At 46.1% G+C, this 16,258-nt stretch carries 11 protein-coding genes and 2 pseudogenes; 2 read left to right on the top strand and 11 right to left on the bottom strand.

The genetic code is table 11. The features are described from left to right. Positions 1-1,020 carry a ComEC/Rec2 family competence protein gene (locus tag HV318_RS16600; RefSeq protein ID WP_182274619.1) on the bottom strand — a complete coding sequence of 340 codons (1,020 nt, stop codon included), beginning with the start codon at positions 1,018-1,020 and terminating at the stop codon, positions 1-3. An 85-nt stretch (positions 1,021-1,105) separates the two neighbouring features. Between HV318_RS16600 and HV318_RS16605 the strand changes: the two genes are divergently transcribed. Further along, complete coding sequence (locus tag HV318_RS16605; protein WP_001395480.1) at positions 1,106-2,137, top strand: IS630-like element ISEc33 family transposase; 1,032 nt, start codon at positions 1,106-1,108, stop codon at positions 2,135-2,137. A 262-nt stretch (positions 2,138-2,399) separates the two neighbouring features. On the opposite strand, the gene HV318_RS16610 is transcribed toward HV318_RS16605, so the two are convergent. From HV318_RS16610 to HV318_RS16635, 6 genes and pseudogenes are all read right to left on the bottom strand, one after another. Beyond that, positions 2,400-3,113, bottom strand: a complete 714-nt coding sequence (locus HV318_RS16610; RefSeq protein WP_182273572.1) for a M48 family metallopeptidase — start codon at positions 3,111-3,113, stop codon at positions 2,400-2,402. Continuing rightward, positions 3,113-6,208, bottom strand: a complete 3,096-nt coding sequence (locus HV318_RS16615) for a type I restriction endonuclease subunit R (protein WP_182273573.1) — start codon at positions 6,206-6,208, stop codon at positions 3,113-3,115. Before HV318_RS16615 ends, HV318_RS16610 begins: the two co-directional genes overlap by 1 nt. Then, complete coding sequence (locus HV318_RS16620) at positions 6,205-8,235, bottom strand: DUF262 domain-containing protein (protein ID WP_182273574.1); 2,031 nt, start codon at positions 8,233-8,235, stop codon at positions 6,205-6,207. The genes HV318_RS16615 and HV318_RS16620 overlap by 4 nt, the downstream gene beginning before the upstream one ends. Beyond that, a complete protein-coding gene (locus tag HV318_RS16625) occupies positions 8,228-9,661 on the bottom strand; it encodes a DUF262 domain-containing protein (RefSeq protein ID WP_182273575.1) in 1,434 nt (477 codons plus the stop codon). Before HV318_RS16625 ends, HV318_RS16620 begins: the two co-directional genes overlap by 8 nt. Beyond that, on the bottom strand, positions 9,658-10,887 hold the full coding sequence (locus HV318_RS16630; RefSeq protein ID WP_182273576.1) for a restriction endonuclease subunit S: 1,230 nt from the start codon (positions 10,885-10,887) through the stop codon (positions 9,658-9,660). Before HV318_RS16630 ends, HV318_RS16625 begins: the two co-directional genes overlap by 4 nt. Positions 10,888-10,892: 5 nt before the next feature. Next, positions 10,893-11,483 (bottom strand): annotated as a pseudogene (locus tag HV318_RS16635) (type I restriction endonuclease subunit M); the annotation flags it as partial. A 100-nt stretch (positions 11,484-11,583) separates the two neighbouring features. Between HV318_RS16635 and HV318_RS16640 the strand changes: the two are divergent. Beyond that, positions 11,584-12,615: an IS630-like element ISEc33 family transposase gene (locus HV318_RS16640; RefSeq protein WP_001395480.1), complete on the top strand. Its 1,032-nt coding sequence runs from the start codon at positions 11,584-11,586 to the stop codon at positions 12,613-12,615. Positions 12,616-12,638: 23 nt separating this feature from the next. Here HV318_RS16640 and HV318_RS16645 read toward each other — a convergent pair. The 4 genes and pseudogenes from HV318_RS16645 to HV318_RS16660 form a co-directional block, all read right to left on the bottom strand. Further along, positions 12,639-14,504: pseudogene (locus tag HV318_RS16645) on the bottom strand (type I restriction-modification system subunit M); the annotation flags it as partial. A gap of 511 nt (positions 14,505-15,015) precedes the next feature. Beyond that, a complete protein-coding gene (locus HV318_RS16650; RefSeq protein WP_182273577.1) occupies positions 15,016-15,447 on the bottom strand; it encodes a putative zinc ribbon protein in 432 nt (143 codons plus the stop codon). 61 nt (positions 15,448-15,508) lie between these two features. Next, on the bottom strand, positions 15,509-15,901 hold the full coding sequence (locus HV318_RS16655) for a putative zinc ribbon protein (protein ID WP_182273578.1): 393 nt from the start codon (positions 15,899-15,901) through the stop codon (positions 15,509-15,511). Between the two features lie 117 nt (positions 15,902-16,018). Next, entirely contained in the window at positions 16,019-16,225 is a 207-nt protein-coding gene (locus HV318_RS16660; RefSeq protein WP_182273579.1) for a helix-turn-helix transcriptional regulator, read from the bottom strand. Positions 16,226-16,258 lie beyond the last annotated feature (33 nt).

The following is a 16,258-nucleotide window of genomic DNA, read 5'->3' on the forward strand; positions in this document are numbered from 1 at the left end:
TTATAGCCTGATTTTTCCGTCAAGTGCTACGAGTCGTGAGGAATAGGTTTCGGTCTCATGTTCATGCAGTAATGGCGAAATAATTTCAGAGTAATTAAAATATATATTCCCACTACCAGAGGCCAAAATTCGGGCGATAGTTCTTTTATTAGGTAGTCCGTGTATAGCTCCATTGGTAGATATAATGAACCGGTGTGTATTTAGCAATGAAAGAAATTCTGAACTGGTATTGTACTGACTGCCATGATGAGAAATCTTTACAAAATCAAGCGGCAGTTTTCTCGTCTCACTATATCCAAGTGCCCGGAGACTACGCACAATTATTTTGTCATGAGCATCGCCGAGAAAAAGCATTCTTTTCCCCTCAGCTTCAAGAATGAAAGCAATAGAACTGCCATTGTAATCAGAAGGATCATTTTCAAATATATCATCAGCCCAAATGTCATCAAGGCTCAAGTCGTAATCAGTAGCATGCCCTGAGGTAGTAGTTGGATCAGGGTCATCAGGCCACTTATGAAGAAGTTTCCTGAGCTTGTCTTCATCGGGAGATAATATAGTAAATGTGAAAGGACCTTTTATGATTTCTTGAGAAGCCATTACAACAGGTTGCCGCGCGCAACTGATTTCATTCAACAGTGTTTCCAGGTTTTTACCTTGCCTGACGCTCGTCAGGGGCGAATCGTCCCGGAGATGAATATCGTTGTCTGAAATTTCGGCAACATTGAAGTAGTCAGTAATGAACCGCGATGAATTGAACCAGATTGACGACACCATTTCACTCAGATAGCCCGGTGTCTCAAATGCTTTTAACAGGCCGCCAATGTGATCATCATCGATGTGAGTTAAAATCGCTAAATCAATTTTTTGCCCCTTCTCCTTGAGTTCATCAAGCACACAGCGAAGAGCACCGCTATAACGACCTCTTTGGCCGAACTGAAAGGTAGCAGCGTTGCCTCCATCAATTAGTAGGTTCCAAACGCCATTCAGACTTTCATGTGTTACTAAATAGCTGCGCGGAATAGTAGATCACTGAAAGGGAACTCAGCCCGGATTGTGCGATCTGATCAATCGCCAAACCAACCAAAATCACCAACCGGACTGAGCGATGCCGATCATAGTACCAATACCCCGTGGCGAACGACGCCTGATGCAGAAAGCTATTCATAAAACGCGTGATAAAAATCATGCCCGCAGACTCACGGCCATGCTAATGCTTCATCGGGGTGAACGGGTCAGCGATGTTGCCAGAACTCTCTGTTGTGCCCGTTCATCCGTTGGTCGCTGGATTAACTGGTTTACGCACTCAGGTATTGAAGGCCTGAAATCCTTACCCGCAGGGCGCTCCCGACGCTGGCCTTTTGAACATATCTGCACCCTGTTACGTGAGCTGATAAAGCATTCTCCCGGCGATTTTGGTTATCAACGTTCACGCTGGAGCACCGAATTACTGGCAATAAAAATCAATGAGATAACCGGTTGCCAGTTACATGCAGGAACCGTTCGCCGCTGGTTGCCATCTGCGGGGCTTGTATGGCGCAGGGCCGCGCCAACTCTGCGTATCCGTGACCCACATAAAGATGAAAAGATGGCGGTAATCCACAAAGCGCTGGATGAATGCAGCGCAGAGCATCCGGTATTTTATGAAGATGAAGTGGATATCCACCTTAATCCTAAAATCGGTGCGGACTGGCAGTTGCGCGGACAGCAGAAACGGGTAGTGACGCCGGGGCAGAACGAAAAATACTATCTGGCCGGCGCACTGCACAGTGGCACGGGTAAAGTCAGCTACGTGGGCGGCAACAGCAAAAGTTCAGCGCTGTTTATCGCTCTGCTAAAGCACCTGAAAGCCACTTACCGGCGGGCGAAAACAATCACGCTGATCGTTGATAACTACATTATCCATAAAAGCCGCGAAACACAGCGCTGGTTGAAAGCAAATCCCAAGTTCAGGGTAATTTACCAGCCGGTTTACTCGCCGTGGGTGAATCATGTGGAACGGCTATGGCAGGCACTTCATGACACGATAACCCGTAATCATCAGTGCCGCTCAATGTGGCAGTTACTGAAAAAGGTCCGCCATTTTATGGAAACCGCCAGCCCATTCCCCGGAGGAAAACATGGTCAGGCAAAAGTGTAGCGGTATTAGGCGCAGCTATTTAGGATGCAGTCACCATGATTGGCTTGTAGAACTTGCACACTGATACCCATTTGAACTCCTTGTGTAATATCCAGATATCCCGAATGACCACATTTTCACAATGACTTTAACATACCAGTTTTGCTGTTTATATTCCAAACTCTTGATTGTTAGACTATAGAGAAATTTACGGAGCTAATAGTAAATAATTCATCTGGATCTTACATTTAGAGAGCTCTGTCACTGATCTGCTCCCTGTTGATCAATACCCCCAGTGATTATAAGCCAAGGGCATCTTATTCAACTTAGCTCTGTGTTCACGCCAGTTCGGGAGGTACATGTTCATCAGGCCGATAAAGCGCTCGTTATGTTTGCGTTCATGTAGATGGACGAGTTCGTGAACCACAATAAATTCAAGGCATTCAGGTGGTTTTTTTACCAGTTCGAGATTGATCCAGATACGTGCGGTCTGTGGGTTACAGCTTCCCCATTTGGTCTTCATTCGCTTGATACCAACAAAACTGGCTTCAGCCTTTACTTCTTGCTGCCATTTTGCCATTAACTTAGGCAGTCTTTGTTTCAAAATACCGCGATACCACTGATTAAGAACTATTTCCCGCTGAGCCGTATCGTAATGTGGAGGAACATTCATGCGTATCCAGCCACCCTGTAGTTTCACTTCAGGGGGCTTATCTACTAAAACTACATCCAGCCGATATCCTCTTCCCCAAAGGTAGTGTGTTTCGCCACTACACATTTCTCGTTCACTCTGGCGCGGCTGAGCCTGAAATTGTGCTTGCTGCTGTCGGATCCATACTAGCCTTCTGACAACAGCCATCCTGATAGCTGTGTCTGACAGAGAGACAGGAGCTGATACTCTTACTCGGCCATCCGGAGGCAGTACACTGATATGCAAGTTTTTGATTGGCTTACGCTGCAAATCGAGAGTGAGCTCACCAAAGGTAACCAATGGCATCAGCGATACTCCTTCTGTGCCTTCACCAGGGCCATTACATCTGCGACCGTCACTGAATAACCTTTGAGCTCTTCCGCGATAGCGAAACTAATCTCGCGTTCTTTAAAACGATCCCCATACCAGTCGGCTTTTTTGGTATGACGGACTGCAGCATCTATCTTTGTCACCAAGACTTCATCCTGCCCTAGGTTGTCATACAACGCTTTCTTGGCGAGGGTATCAATACTTGCTGGATAAGTACTTTTACTACCTGACTGCGGATGTTTAACCTGCTTCGCCAGTTCACGTACGTGCTCCAGATACTCCTGATAGGAGACCGCCTGTTGACGACGAAGTGCGATCAGTTCATCAAGCAACACCGACATTTTTTCGTAGTATTTCGGGTTGACTGGGTTTTCATCAACAATGGTTCTGCGAACGTTATTTTCAATCGCTTCAGCCATCGCCTCCTGGTTGCCACGCATGTCGGCTGGAAGTCCATCCAGTGCTTCTTCTCCGCGTTCAATAATCAACTCAAGCAGCCCTAGTTCCTCAAAATCCATAAGGGTTTCACTAGGATCGGCATCCACCCAAAGATCCAGCATCTGCCGCATACCTGGCTCGAACTGCTTCATGTCCACGAAATCGCCACTGGCTATTTTTATTTCGTCGCGGACTTTTGTATAAAACTCAACATCAATGCGGATTTGATTTGCCTGCTGCTCGCTATAACCAGCATCTGTTAGCTCACCTGCCAGATTGGTAAAAGCGCGGATAAGCTTCGCCACGGATTGATACAATGTCAGACGTAAAGCTTCTTTCTCAGATAACTGCTCTATCGATGCTCCTGTTTCCCCACAGAAATAATGCTGATAATCAAGTTGATTGCGTGGCATTTTTACTGGTTCGCAAAGGGTGCGAACGGCATCCAGAGCACCATCAAGATCGATTTTGGCTTGTTGCAATCGATCTTTCAGTAAACCGGCTACATCTTCTTTGTCGTAACCGTCAAAGGCTTCTGCGGTGTAGTCCTGAACTGTTTTTTCCAATGAGCGGAAAAGGTCTTTATAGTCGACAATATAGCCGTATTCTTTATCTTCACCATCCAACCGGTTAACGCGACATATCGCCTGGAAAAGGTTGTGATCAGCCATTTTCTTGTCGATATAGAGGTAAGTTGCTGAAGGAGCATCAAAGCCAGTTAATAACTTATCAACGACTATCAGAAGGCGCATCTGGCCCGGTTCTTTAATGAAGCGTTGTTTGACCTCTTTTTCAAAATCACTTACACGTTTGGCTGCTTCAGCCTCAGGCTGTTCAAAATACTCCGCAAGCATTTTGCGATAGATGTTGTACTTGGCCAGTTTCTCAGTCAGTCCTTCACCGCTCTCCTCGCCTTTAATCTCACTGGCATTTGGCTGGTAGCTCGTCACAATCGCACATTTACCGGCAAAACCAGCTTCACTAAACATCTCATAGCATTTGCAGGCCTGATAGACGCTGGAACAAACCAGCATAGCGTTACCGCGGCCGTCGGCGAGTCGTGGCTTTTGTTCAAAATCGAGAAGGATGTCAGCCACAATCTGTTCCAGCCGCGAGCGACTCGACAATAGCTTCTGCATCGAAGCCCATTTCTGCTTGAGTTGCTGTTGGCCAAGGCGAGAAAGTTTAGATGTCTTAGCATCAAACCACTGGTCGACTTTTTTCTGAGATTTGACCCGCTGATCGATGTCACGAGCTTCGTAGCGCAGGTCCAGTACAACCCCATCATTGACTGCTTCATCAAATTTATAAGTGTGGATATAAGGCCCGAAGACCTCCACTGACTTCTTCTTATCTTTCTTCATCAGTGGGGTACCGGTGAAACCGATAAATTGTGCATCTGGCAAAATGCTTGTCATTGCCGAATGCAATTTGCCGGATTGGGTTCGGTGGCACTCATCCACAAACACGAATAATTTTCCCTTCGGGCTAAAATCGGCAGGGATGTTTCGTTTCATTTGTTCGATAAAATCGTCCGTGTCAGCGTCTTTGTCATCCTCCTCCTGACGACCAAATTTATGTACTAGCGAACATATAAGCCAGGGTTTAGTTTGATTCAGGCGAGCCACGAGATCCGCGCCGCTCCGGGTGCGAAGGATCTCTTCTTCCACGCCGTTAAACACTTTCTCGATCTGTTCATCAAGTTCTGTACGGTCGGTAATGATCAAAACTCGGCTGTCGGTAATATTTTCTCTGATCCACTTTGCAAGCCAAACCATTGTAAGGCTTTTACCACTGCCTTGGGTATGCCAGATAATCCCCCCTTCATTGCGTTGAATAAACGGTTTTGTTGCAGTGACGCCAAAATATTGGTTATGACGGCAGGTTTTTTTCACTCCAGCATCGAAAACGATAAAGTCGTGGATCAATTCCAGCAGGCGCTGTTTATTGCATATCTGAGCCAGGTGACGATCAAGCATGTTGGTGTGAGGTGATTCAGCGGCTTCTTTCCATTGAAGGTAATATTTCTCCGGCGTTTCGATTACGCCATAGCGAAGCCCTTCTAAATCATTACCGGCCATCACCAATTGGATGGTAGTGAAGAAGTTGCGGATGAAGGCTTTTTGCTGATTATCGAGGTTTTGGCGGATTCCCTCTGAGACTGACACTGTAGAACGTTTAAGCTCAATGACACCAAGCGCAATACCGTTAACATACAGTACCAAATCCGGGCGTTTTTTATTTTCGCCGTTGTAGGTCACTTCTTCAGCTATAGCAAAATCATTGGCTTCTGGATTTTTCCAGTCGACCAACCACACTGTTTGATTTTGCTCACCTGCACCTTCTTTATCCTTTACGCCGTAGCGTAGCAGGCGATACACCTCTTTGTTTGCATCATAGAGGATACGACCTTCACCGAGGCTTGCGGCTCGATCCAGCTGCCGTAATGCTCGGGCGATTAGGACTTCTGAAACACCGCGTTTTGTTAGCCAGGCCGAAACTAAGCCAGGCTCGATGTTGCGGTTGTCTTCTCTTTTGTGCCAGTTACCAAGATAGTGATAACCGAGATGATCGGTGAATAACTGGATAACACGTTTTTGTGTTATGCGTTCACGTTGACCAACACTGTTCATAACACCTCCCTAAATACGCTATCACTACCACCTGCACTGGTTAACACTGCCAGCATTTCCGCTTCGTGAGTGGCGATTTCTTCTTCCCCCCACTGATTGTTCTTCTTCATCAGCTCAATCATGGCGAGCAGTTTCAGACTATCAATTTCATTCCGTTCAAGACTCGCTTCGAAGTGCTCTTGCTTTTGTTTTGGCTGGAAATTACTAAGTCGCGAATTCTTGCTGTGGCTAATCAAGCTGAGATTACCGAAGGTATGCAACGATGTATCTGGTAATGTCCTATAGCCATCCATGGGGTGCTGAGGATAGAAATGCTCTACCGAACTTCGGAAGGTAAATTCAAAACGTTTGACTACCTCAGCTTTATGTCTGTCACGACACCAGAGTAAGTAGTCCAGGTAATTGAATACCAAGTTGTTTGCTATCGTACCAAAGCGCATCTTCTTCTGAATCTGATCTGACAGTACAACAGGTTGGATATGTGACTCATTGCTGTAGATAATCTCAAAATATGATTTTGGCGTTTCTTCTGACAGGAAGTTCTGAAAGACAAATGCGGAGGCAAGATGCTCCAGATATTCGAGATACTCCCTTGCTTCGATCTGGCTTACAGCGGAATGGGCATTAAACAAATAGAACAAAGCCCCATTCAACCAGTGTTTGTAAACCAGAGTAGGGGTTGAAACGTGAAATGCGGAAAGCAGCATCAAGATCTGTCGGTTGATGTCTACATAGCTACCATCATCTTCATTAAACGTATTGGTATAGCTGGTGCTCTTTTCCGAATACCAACGCAGGCGCTTAAGGCTCCACCCATCGCTACCCTTAGCGAATTCTCGTTTTATCACGAACTGATCAAAAAGATATTTGCATTTGAGAAGTGCAAAGGTGAAATTCTGTACCGCTTTAACCGGGTCATTCTGCTTTAATAACCGAAGTTCGAACTGGTCGATTAATTGTTTGTCATCAAGCGGAACATCCACTCTGTCCTTTCCAGTTTGGCTACAGACACGCAACACATGGAGTAGGAAGTTGGAGAAATTGATAACACTATTAAAACGCTCTGAGCTACCTTCATCTTCTTCACCTCTATCACCACTTAAGGTTGAAGATGACTTGATAATGTCAGCCAGTGTGCGGTTTGTTTGGTTTTCTCTTGTGCCAAGCTCCGAAGCCGATGGGATAAGCATGTCAGCTAGGGAATTAAAATCAGCAGGCACAAATTGCCCCCAATTTTCCTGCCCAAATAATTGATGACGTTCGGCTGGTGTAAAACCGTACTGGACATAACGTTCCATGTTGGAGCAAGCATCCCAAACTCGTGAGAGGGTGTTCAGGCTGCTCTGCCGATTTTGCTGGTCCGTTATCTCGTTGAGCACAGCCATCAGCCGCGCTTTCACCACTTCATGTTTTTCAAGTTGCTCGCCTCGATTGTTCATCACCTCAAAAAAATGATTGAGGTCGGTATCAGCAGGCACTTCTATTCGGGCAATTTGTACATGGTCGAACAGATAGGTACAAAAATGAATTAATGACTCACCAACTAATTTCAAGTCGCGTAGAACCTTGCCAATAAGTTCGTAACCTTTGATCAGCCCTTCATTAAATTCCTTGCTTCGAAGTTTATGTGGTTTGACGCCTTGCCAGAAGCGTGCAAAGGTCTCACTGGATTTTGGTCTACTCTCGAACCTCAGATTAATGCCCTGGTACCAGTTCATATCTAGCGTGGAGCCCACATGTTTTTTTAACCAGTTAGCAAGAAGGGATAGGGTAGTGAAACGCTGCTGCCCGTCGATTATCTCTGCGTCCCCATCAGGACGAGTGAACACGACTAACGTACCGATGTAGTAAGTTTGAGGGTATAGGCTATGCAGGCTTTTTTGTTGGTAGTCGAGTATGTCCTGCACAAGTTGAGTGATCTCCCCCTCTCCCCAGGCATAATTACGCTGGTACATGGGGATAAGGTAACGAGATGCATCACCCAGTAATGATCTGACCGTGAAGGATGTTACCTTTGCATCACTCATAGTAGTTCATCTCCTTGAACAGCCTCACCAGCTCGTCTTGCTCATGGTTACCGGTACGGCGGTTATTATTATTTTCTGAAGCCCGAATTGTGAGTAATGGTATAGATAGCACATCACCAGGTACTCTGGCTTCTTTGATTACCCGGAACAGATTATTTTCCAGCACGTACTTATCCATAGTTGCTAGCTGTACCACCTGCTGTCGGATTCGGCACCTGTAGGCCCAGATGAAGCTTTTTTCAATCGCTGCAGATAACGACTGCCCACCAAATTTGTCGATATAAAAGATCAGAGCACAATCAAACATAGTGCGTATATATTGATCCCCTGTTCGATAGCGATTTCGATAGCTATTTAACGTTCTTAGTATCTGAGTTGCCATTTCACCAAGGACTATGCCCTGAATCATTAACGGCTTTTGAGTATGAGTGCTGGCATGCTCACAGGAGATAATTGCCGATACCTGTTGCTGGTAGTGTTCTGCCATTTCGAAAAAACGTCTTCCATTGATAACCATTTGATCCAGATGGAAAGGGAAACGCATTTTCTGGCCATCAATCTTGCGCTGGTACTGATTGTTATAGTCATCTACAAAATGGTGAGCCATACGCAAAGATTCCACATAAGGGAACTGACCGATCTGGTCAAGATTAATCCCTTTGAATAGGCCGACCTCATCCTTACCAAAGAAACGAGCTGAATTCCCCTGTGACCACTGACGTACTCTGTAGAGATAGGATGCGAAAAGATTAGCTAAATCATCACTAGCTAATCCTTCCCAATGAGCAACGGATGCAGCTTTTAGTTCTGCCTCATGGCTGGCGAATTCACGTAAATGGAAGGCTTTAAGCAGATCGTGTGGATCCAGATCCCGCCCTCGGGCATTTTGTGAGTCGAAAAACTGAAAGGCTTCAGACAAGTCAGTTAGTACAAAGGCCACAACCTGGCAGCGATTTAGAAGAAAATCGATATGCTGCTCGCTAAATTCTCGGTGGCTAACCCGGCGTTTTAGCTCCTGATAATTCTGGTACAGATTGTATTCCGACACCTGACTGGCAAAGTGTTGTCGCACCATAAAATCTTCAACAGAGGGCTTTAGCTGGATTAGCGTTTCTTGCAAATCCTGACGTTCTAACGCAGCAAATCGGGTTTCGATAATGGCCCATACAGCTAGTATTAATGTCAACGTTCGTTGCTGGCCATCGACGATATCGAGCTTGTTTTCTTCATCGCTCTCAGTGTGATGAAACACTACTGAGCCCAACCGGTAAGCCGATTTATCAAGATGGCTATCAATATCTGTAAACAGTTCGCTTATATTTTTCACCGTCCATTTATAAGGGCGCTGATAGGCTGGAATGGTTACGTCAGTCAGGCTCAATAGACCCTTGACCGACAGAACTGTCTTATCAAGGGTATGTGTCATGACTGTTGACCCAATGGTAAACGAATACGTCCGGTCAGCAGTTGCTGCATCATGCCCTGTTTTATATCGTGGAACTTGGCGAGTTTTTTCTCCAGCATTTCTATCTCAGCATCCATGTCTGAGAGAATCGAGGCGATAGCCATTTGTTCCTTAATCGAAGGTAAAACAATCTTTATTTTTGAAAGCACGGCACCACTTAATGATGGTAAGGCTGTTGTGCTAACATAATCTCCAAAATTTAGATTTAACAATATGTAATGTATAAATCTTATCTCGCATCGAGTTAGATCTAGCTCAAATGCTGCTAAGTTATTATCAATGCAACTAGGAATTGTAAGTATCTTTTTTCGTTCTAAAAATATAGCTGCCCCAACTTTAGCAAAGATTATACTGCCAGCAGGAAAAATTGTACTTCCCAACCGCTTCCTAATATTGGAGGAAATCCAGTTATTACTGTCAGACATGAAAATACCATTCCCATCGTTATTCATGTCTGAGACTTTATAAAATGGATACTTTCCGCTTGTTTGTCCTTGTACGCTAGTTGGGAATCCACTCCCTCCACGGAACTTTCCAATTTCTCCACAGGTGACAACTTCCCAATCTACCGGGATATGACCTAGCTCACCGGTTGCATATCCTTTTAGAATCCCATTGGGATATTTAGAAAATTGTGGTAGGCGAGTTCGTCCCGTCAATAGTTGCTGCATAGTGGCGGTTTTGATGGCCTGTTTTTTAGCGATCAACTTCTCAAGCTTAGTAATCAGCGCATCGGCATCGGAGAGTATATTAACAATAGCAGTTTGTTCATTTTTGTTAATTGGAAAATAAACAATTTCTTTATGAACATCATTTCTATTGACTCCTGGAACGCCACTTTTACCACTATGCGCTTCAAAATTTATTGTTTTTAAAAAGTGATATGCATATTCCGGAGTCATTCCTCGAAAATCACGAATATATAGTGTTGTATTTAATGGCCAAAAAGGCTCATTAATATAAAAAATTTCACCGATTGTTCCATATCGCCCAGTAACAACACCCGGAGGAGATACCATGGCTTTATCGTGCCGCCCACTTACTCCCGAAGATGATATTATTGGTACTTCACCATCATTTCTTAACCGATGTGGTAAGTCATAACCACGTTGCAAGGTGAGTACTTCACCAAGTTCGCAGTTGATCCAACCATCTGGTTTTTTTTTACTTAATTCCAAAAGACTCATTCTATTTACTCCAAGCCTAAAGCTTTGAGATGAGCTGCAACTTTTGCTTCCAGTTCATTAACATTTTGAGTAAGAACGGGCAAAGCTACGCTATAGCGTTCTTCCAGTTCTTTGACTCGTTTGGCCAACCGTTGTGTGACACGCTCAATTTCCGCTTCTAGAGTACCAGTAAGGCTCGCTTTCCATTTATGCTGTACCAGCAGAATTTTTATGTCGTTATCAGTAAGTTTTTTATATTGAGTAAACACTGCAAGATCCATTTTTTCCTGAAATTCTTTATGTGCTTTTTTAGCTTTGCTTTCAGTATCAAACAATGCTTGAGCAGATTTCAGTATCGCCTTTTCTTCTTCATCAGTGGCAACTTTAAGGCGACCCTTAACACTGGCAGCTGTTACTTTTTCTTTGTCATTCATTGCATCGGCAAGTAGTCCATCTTCACCGCTGTTTTCTTCAAGGAAGCTTTCAAGTGCTTGGGCGGCTTCATCATATGCTCCCTGAAGTTGATCAAGCTCCAGCTTCTCTGTAGCAAAATAACGAGCCACTATAAGTGCTGGCGGCAATAGTTCAGCCTTATATTTTTTCCTGCCTATCACTAAATAGCTGCGCGGAATAGTAGATCACTGAAAGGGAACTCAGCCCGGATTGTGCGATCTGATCAATCGCCAAACCAACCAAAATCACCAACCGGACTGAGCGATGCCGATCATAGTACCAATACCCCGTGGCGAACGACGCCTGATGCAGAAAGCTATTCATAAAACGCGTGATAAAAATCATGCCCGCAGACTCACGGCCATGCTAATGCTTCATCGGGGTGAACGGGTCAGCGATGTTGCCAGAACTCTCTGTTGTGCCCGTTCATCCGTTGGTCGCTGGATTAACTGGTTTACGCACTCAGGTATTGAAGGCCTGAAATCCTTACCCGCAGGGCGCTCCCGACGCTGGCCTTTTGAACATATCTGCACCCTGTTACGTGAGCTGATAAAGCATTCTCCCGGCGATTTTGGTTATCAACGTTCACGCTGGAGCACCGAATTACTGGCAATAAAAATCAATGAGATAACCGGTTGCCAGTTACATGCAGGAACCGTTCGCCGCTGGTTGCCATCTGCGGGGCTTGTATGGCGCAGGGCCGCGCCAACTCTGCGTATCCGTGACCCACATAAAGATGAAAAGATGGCGGTAATCCACAAAGCGCTGGATGAATGCAGCGCAGAGCATCCGGTATTTTATGAAGATGAAGTGGATATCCACCTTAATCCTAAAATCGGTGCGGACTGGCAGTTGCGCGGACAGCAGAAACGGGTAGTGACGCCGGGGCAGAACGAAAAATACTATCTGGCCGGCGCACTGCACAGTGGCACGGGTAAAGTCAGCTACGTGGGCGGCAACAGCAAAAGTTCAGCGCTGTTTATCGCTCTGCTAAAGCACCTGAAAGCCACTTACCGGCGGGCGAAAACAATCACGCTGATCGTTGATAACTACATTATCCATAAAAGCCGCGAAACACAGCGCTGGTTGAAAGCAAATCCCAAGTTCAGGGTAATTTACCAGCCGGTTTACTCGCCGTGGGTGAATCATGTGGAACGGCTATGGCAGGCACTTCATGACACGATAACCCGTAATCATCAGTGCCGCTCAATGTGGCAGTTACTGAAAAAGGTCCGCCATTTTATGGAAACCGCCAGCCCATTCCCCGGAGGAAAACATGGTCAGGCAAAAGTGTAGCGGTATTAGGCGCAGCTATTTAGATCCGGCGTTTCTTTGAGTTTATCTCCTTTTTCGATAATAAGTTCACGAAGCACTTTGCCCGCCTGCCAGCCATCCTGGCTCAGGACATAAACGTCGTCCTGCATCACATCCATCCAGTAGTCCATTAGTAACTGATAGATAGCGTAGTTCTCGAGCAAAGGAGTATCAGCAGTGGCTTCAGACGAATATGCAGAGAGCAGTCGCTCGCCAATTTCTTCAATTAGCTGTTTCGGTGAGTCACCGCGAGCAATTTCTTCAAGCTGACAACCTGCAAACCACTTTTTAAAGGGTATCAGTGCTCCCGCTTTGAATGCGGCAAATTCCGGGTGCTCCAGTATAGTACTTTTAACTTTATCGGCCTCAACTCGGGCATTGCTGTAGCCAGTGCGGGCGGGTTCAAATAGATCCTGTCGTAGCGTCGGGAAAATTTTCCAGTAAGCACTGAGAGCGTCAATATCGCGATCGGGAATGCCACCAGCCAAATGACCAGAAAGGTTGTGCAGATCTTCCGGATCGCTGCTGTCGATATAGCGAGGTATGTTGAGGTTGAAGTCGTTGGCTGCAATTTCTGACAGCGGTACCATGCGACTGAAGCGGGGGATTTCCTGCTCACGATTAAATGCATCGACAATTTTATGGATATCCTGGGCGCGTAGGCGATTTTTATTGCCATCCTTAATAAAGCCTTTACTGGCATCGATCATAAAGATGCTTTGCTGACTCTCGCCATTAGCATTGTACGCTCTGAATTGGGCATCTTCTTTATCGATGACAATGATGCATGCCGGAATGCCTGTGCCATAGAACAAGTTAGCAGGCAAACCAATAATACCTTTGATGTAACCCTGCTTGAGCAGATTCTCACGAATACGTGCTTCAGCATTGCCACGGAACAGAACGCCGTGAGGTAAGATCACAGCACCTTTGCCGGTACTTTTCAGGCTTTTGATTATGTGCAACAGGAAAGCATAGTCGCCATTCTTTTCTGGTGGTGTACCCCAGACAAAACGGTCAAAAGTATCGTTCGCAGCATCCAGCCCGCTGGTCCAGTTTTTGTTGGAGAAAGGGGGGTTAGCTACAGCAAAGTCGAAGGTTTTCAGATTATCGTTGCCATCTTTCCAGTGTGGATCGGCCAGGGTGTTACCTTTCCAGATTTTAGCAGTGGCGTTGTCATGCAGGATCATGTTCATACGCGCCAGTGCGCTGGTCGCATAATCCATCTCTTGGCCATAAATGGTCAGTCCTTTCGGACCGGCTTCGTCACTGGCTTTCAACAATAGTGAACCTGAACCACAGGTAGGGTCATAAACGGTAGCATCCTGTGGTGTCTGCTTGCTGATGCCAATAACTTTCGCCAGAATGCGTGACACCTCTGCAGGAGTGTAAAACTGCCCTTTAGATTTACCTGACTCTGTAGCAAAGTGACGCATCAAATATTCGTAGGCATCGCCCAGCAGATCGTCTCCATCAACGCGGTTGGCTGAGAGATCCAACCCCTCGAATATTGCTACCAGCTTGGAAAGGCGGTCGATCATCTCCTTGCCTTTACCCAGCTTGTCTTCATCATTGAAGTCGGCAATGTCGATAACACCTTTCAAGTCATTAGCTTCAGCCAGTAATCGGATGGTTTTGTTAATTTTTTCGCCAATTTCTTTGTTGCCCTTGAGAGCAACCATATCGTCGAAACTTGCACCTTCCGGCACTTCAATCATCGCGTAAGGGTTGCCCTTAGCTTTGTCAGAGACGTACTTCATAAACAGTAGGGTCAACACATAGTCTTTGTACTGTGAAGCATCCATTCCGCCACGTAACTCGTCGCAGCTCGCCCAAAGGGAGGAGTAAAGTTCGTTCTTCTTGATAGCCATATGGTGTCCGGTGAAAACAATACTGAGAACGCGACAGGGGGTAACAAGCACCAGTGCTGAAACGCTGCCTGTGGCGTGAGAAATTGGGTAAGAGTTTACCAAGTTGAAAGCGTTGAGACTATGCCAGTGATTTGATAGGTAAAGTAACAATGCTGAGGCAGGGAATTACGAGGGGAAACTTATTTTTGATAGTAATTTTAGAACAGCTTGCTTACCAGTTTGATAAAGAAAAAAACATCGCTAAAACTGTTGATGCCTCGGAATAAACTGCCGAGTGTTATGTTTGCCTCAAAGCTATACTTCAAACTCGATTTATCCCGGACGCGATTGCGATACAACCCAAATGACGCGCTTCCACCAATGTGTGCCGGTACAAAAACAGCTTTATTTTTTTGTTTTGTTCCTGTTTCGCTAGCTGGATAATTTCCGCGATCACTTCAACATAGCTTATAGCACGAACATCGTAGTAAACGCAGACAACAAGACAGGAGGTACGCTGAAACACCCCACCTCATTTTGCAAACCTCACCGGCATCGTCAGGGTATCCCTGAGTATCGGCTCCGTACTGTAGAGCCCGGATTTACAGTTTCTGCAGTACTTATTCCCCTGATATGCGGTATCACACAGTACACAATGCCATTCCTGAGGCGGTCTGACATTTTTGTCCACGGAATAAACTACCTGACGGAGCTTCTTTTCCCGGGCCCGTGCTTTTTCCTCAGGATCCACCCATGCGCATTTCATAAGTCGTTGGTGGGGAATGGAATACCGTATGTGTTCAAACCAGGGGGCTTCTCCTGCTTCGCCTGTACGCAGGAGTAATTCACAACCGCAACTGGCGCATGTCCAGTACCCTGCGTCATCACTGGCCTTAGCGGCTTCTTTGGCATTAACAAATTGATTACGGGTGTTGTTCGCCAGATAACATTTCAGAATTCTCATGGTACAACTCCTCCCGCCAGTAGGCTATCCAGTCGCTGCTGGCGGGGAAAAAGGTAAGGGGTTAGTTAGCAGTGACTTCGACACTGTGGTCGCCATTACGGCAACTCATGCAGTACCGTTCGCCGTGGTAATCGCTGTCGCACTCCGAACAGTGCCAGTCGGCCTTACGTACTATCGGTAAGACATCTGGTACATAGCGACACAGCATGTGTATCCGCCGCGCTTCTTTCGGTTCCGGGTGCACATACGGGCAATGGTGACGGCCGTTCTCGGTTAGGTCTTCCCATGTATGCTCGAACCACGGGCGGTTGGTACCCCATTCAGGGTGGAATACCAGAGCGCTACCGCAAAGGTGGCAGGAGTAGCCGTCGTAAGGGGAAAGCTGTGCGGTGGTGGCCCCTGTGAGGCGCTGATTGCCGTCAAGCGCGATAAAAGATTTTGCGTAAATCGTCATAGTAATGGTCCTTTGCCGGATGACGCACAGGGCTAAGCCGTCCCGGGTAGGGCAGCAGTACAGGTCATACGACTGGTGGCGTTAAATCAGATGGGGAATGTGATCGCGTTCGAGAGATTACTGACGGGACTGTGCGATGCGTTGCTGTAACCAGGCCTCCACTTCGCTCTGAAGCCAGCGGGAGCTTCTGCCCAGCTTAATGGGCTTTGGGAACTCACCCAATGAAATCAGTTTGTAGAACCATTTGTCTGTTGAGCCGGTTAGTTGCGTAATAAACGCCATATCGACAAACTTGTCGTTAAGAAGGCTGGCAGGTGTGGTCATCGTTTTTCTCCGTTGGTAGTAAGGGAGAAGAAG

This window comes from Enterobacter sp. RHBSTW-00901 (genome assembly GCF_014103115.1).
Lineage (GTDB): Bacteria > Pseudomonadota > Gammaproteobacteria > Enterobacterales > Enterobacteriaceae > Enterobacter > Enterobacter cloacae_P.

What these genes read in the sequence shown, in the direction of transcription:
- HV318_RS16650 (WP_182273577.1), bottom strand. Translation starts at nt 15,447, where the DNA reads ATGAGAATTCTGAAATGTTATCTGGCGAACAACACCCGTAATCAATTT.
- HV318_RS16625 (WP_182273575.1), bottom strand. Translation starts at nt 9,661, where the DNA reads ATGACACATACCCTTGATAAGACAGTTCTGTCGGTCAAGGGTCTATTG.
- HV318_RS16620 (WP_182273574.1), bottom strand. Translation starts at nt 8,235, where the DNA reads ATGAGTGATGCAAAGGTAACATCCTTCACGGTCAGATCATTACTGGGT.
- HV318_RS16660 (WP_182273579.1), bottom strand. Translation starts at nt 16,225, where the DNA reads ATGACCACACCTGCCAGCCTTCTTAACGACAAGTTTGTCGATATGGCG.
- HV318_RS16605 (WP_001395480.1), top strand. Translation starts at nt 1,106, where the DNA reads ATGCCGATCATAGTACCAATACCCCGTGGCGAACGACGCCTGATGCAG.
- HV318_RS16615 (WP_182273573.1), bottom strand. Translation starts at nt 6,208, where the DNA reads ATGAACAGTGTTGGTCAACGTGAACGCATAACACAAAAACGTGTTATC.
- HV318_RS16610 (WP_182273572.1), bottom strand. Translation starts at nt 3,113, where the DNA reads ATGCCATTGGTTACCTTTGGTGAGCTCACTCTCGATTTGCAGCGTAAG.
- HV318_RS16655 (WP_182273578.1), bottom strand. Translation starts at nt 15,901, where the DNA reads ATGACGATTTACGCAAAATCTTTTATCGCGCTTGACGGCAATCAGCGC.
- HV318_RS16640 (WP_001395480.1), top strand. Translation starts at nt 11,584, where the DNA reads ATGCCGATCATAGTACCAATACCCCGTGGCGAACGACGCCTGATGCAG.
- HV318_RS16630 (WP_182273576.1), bottom strand. Translation starts at nt 10,887, where the DNA reads ATGAGTCTTTTGGAATTAAGTAAAAAAAAACCAGATGGTTGGATCAAC.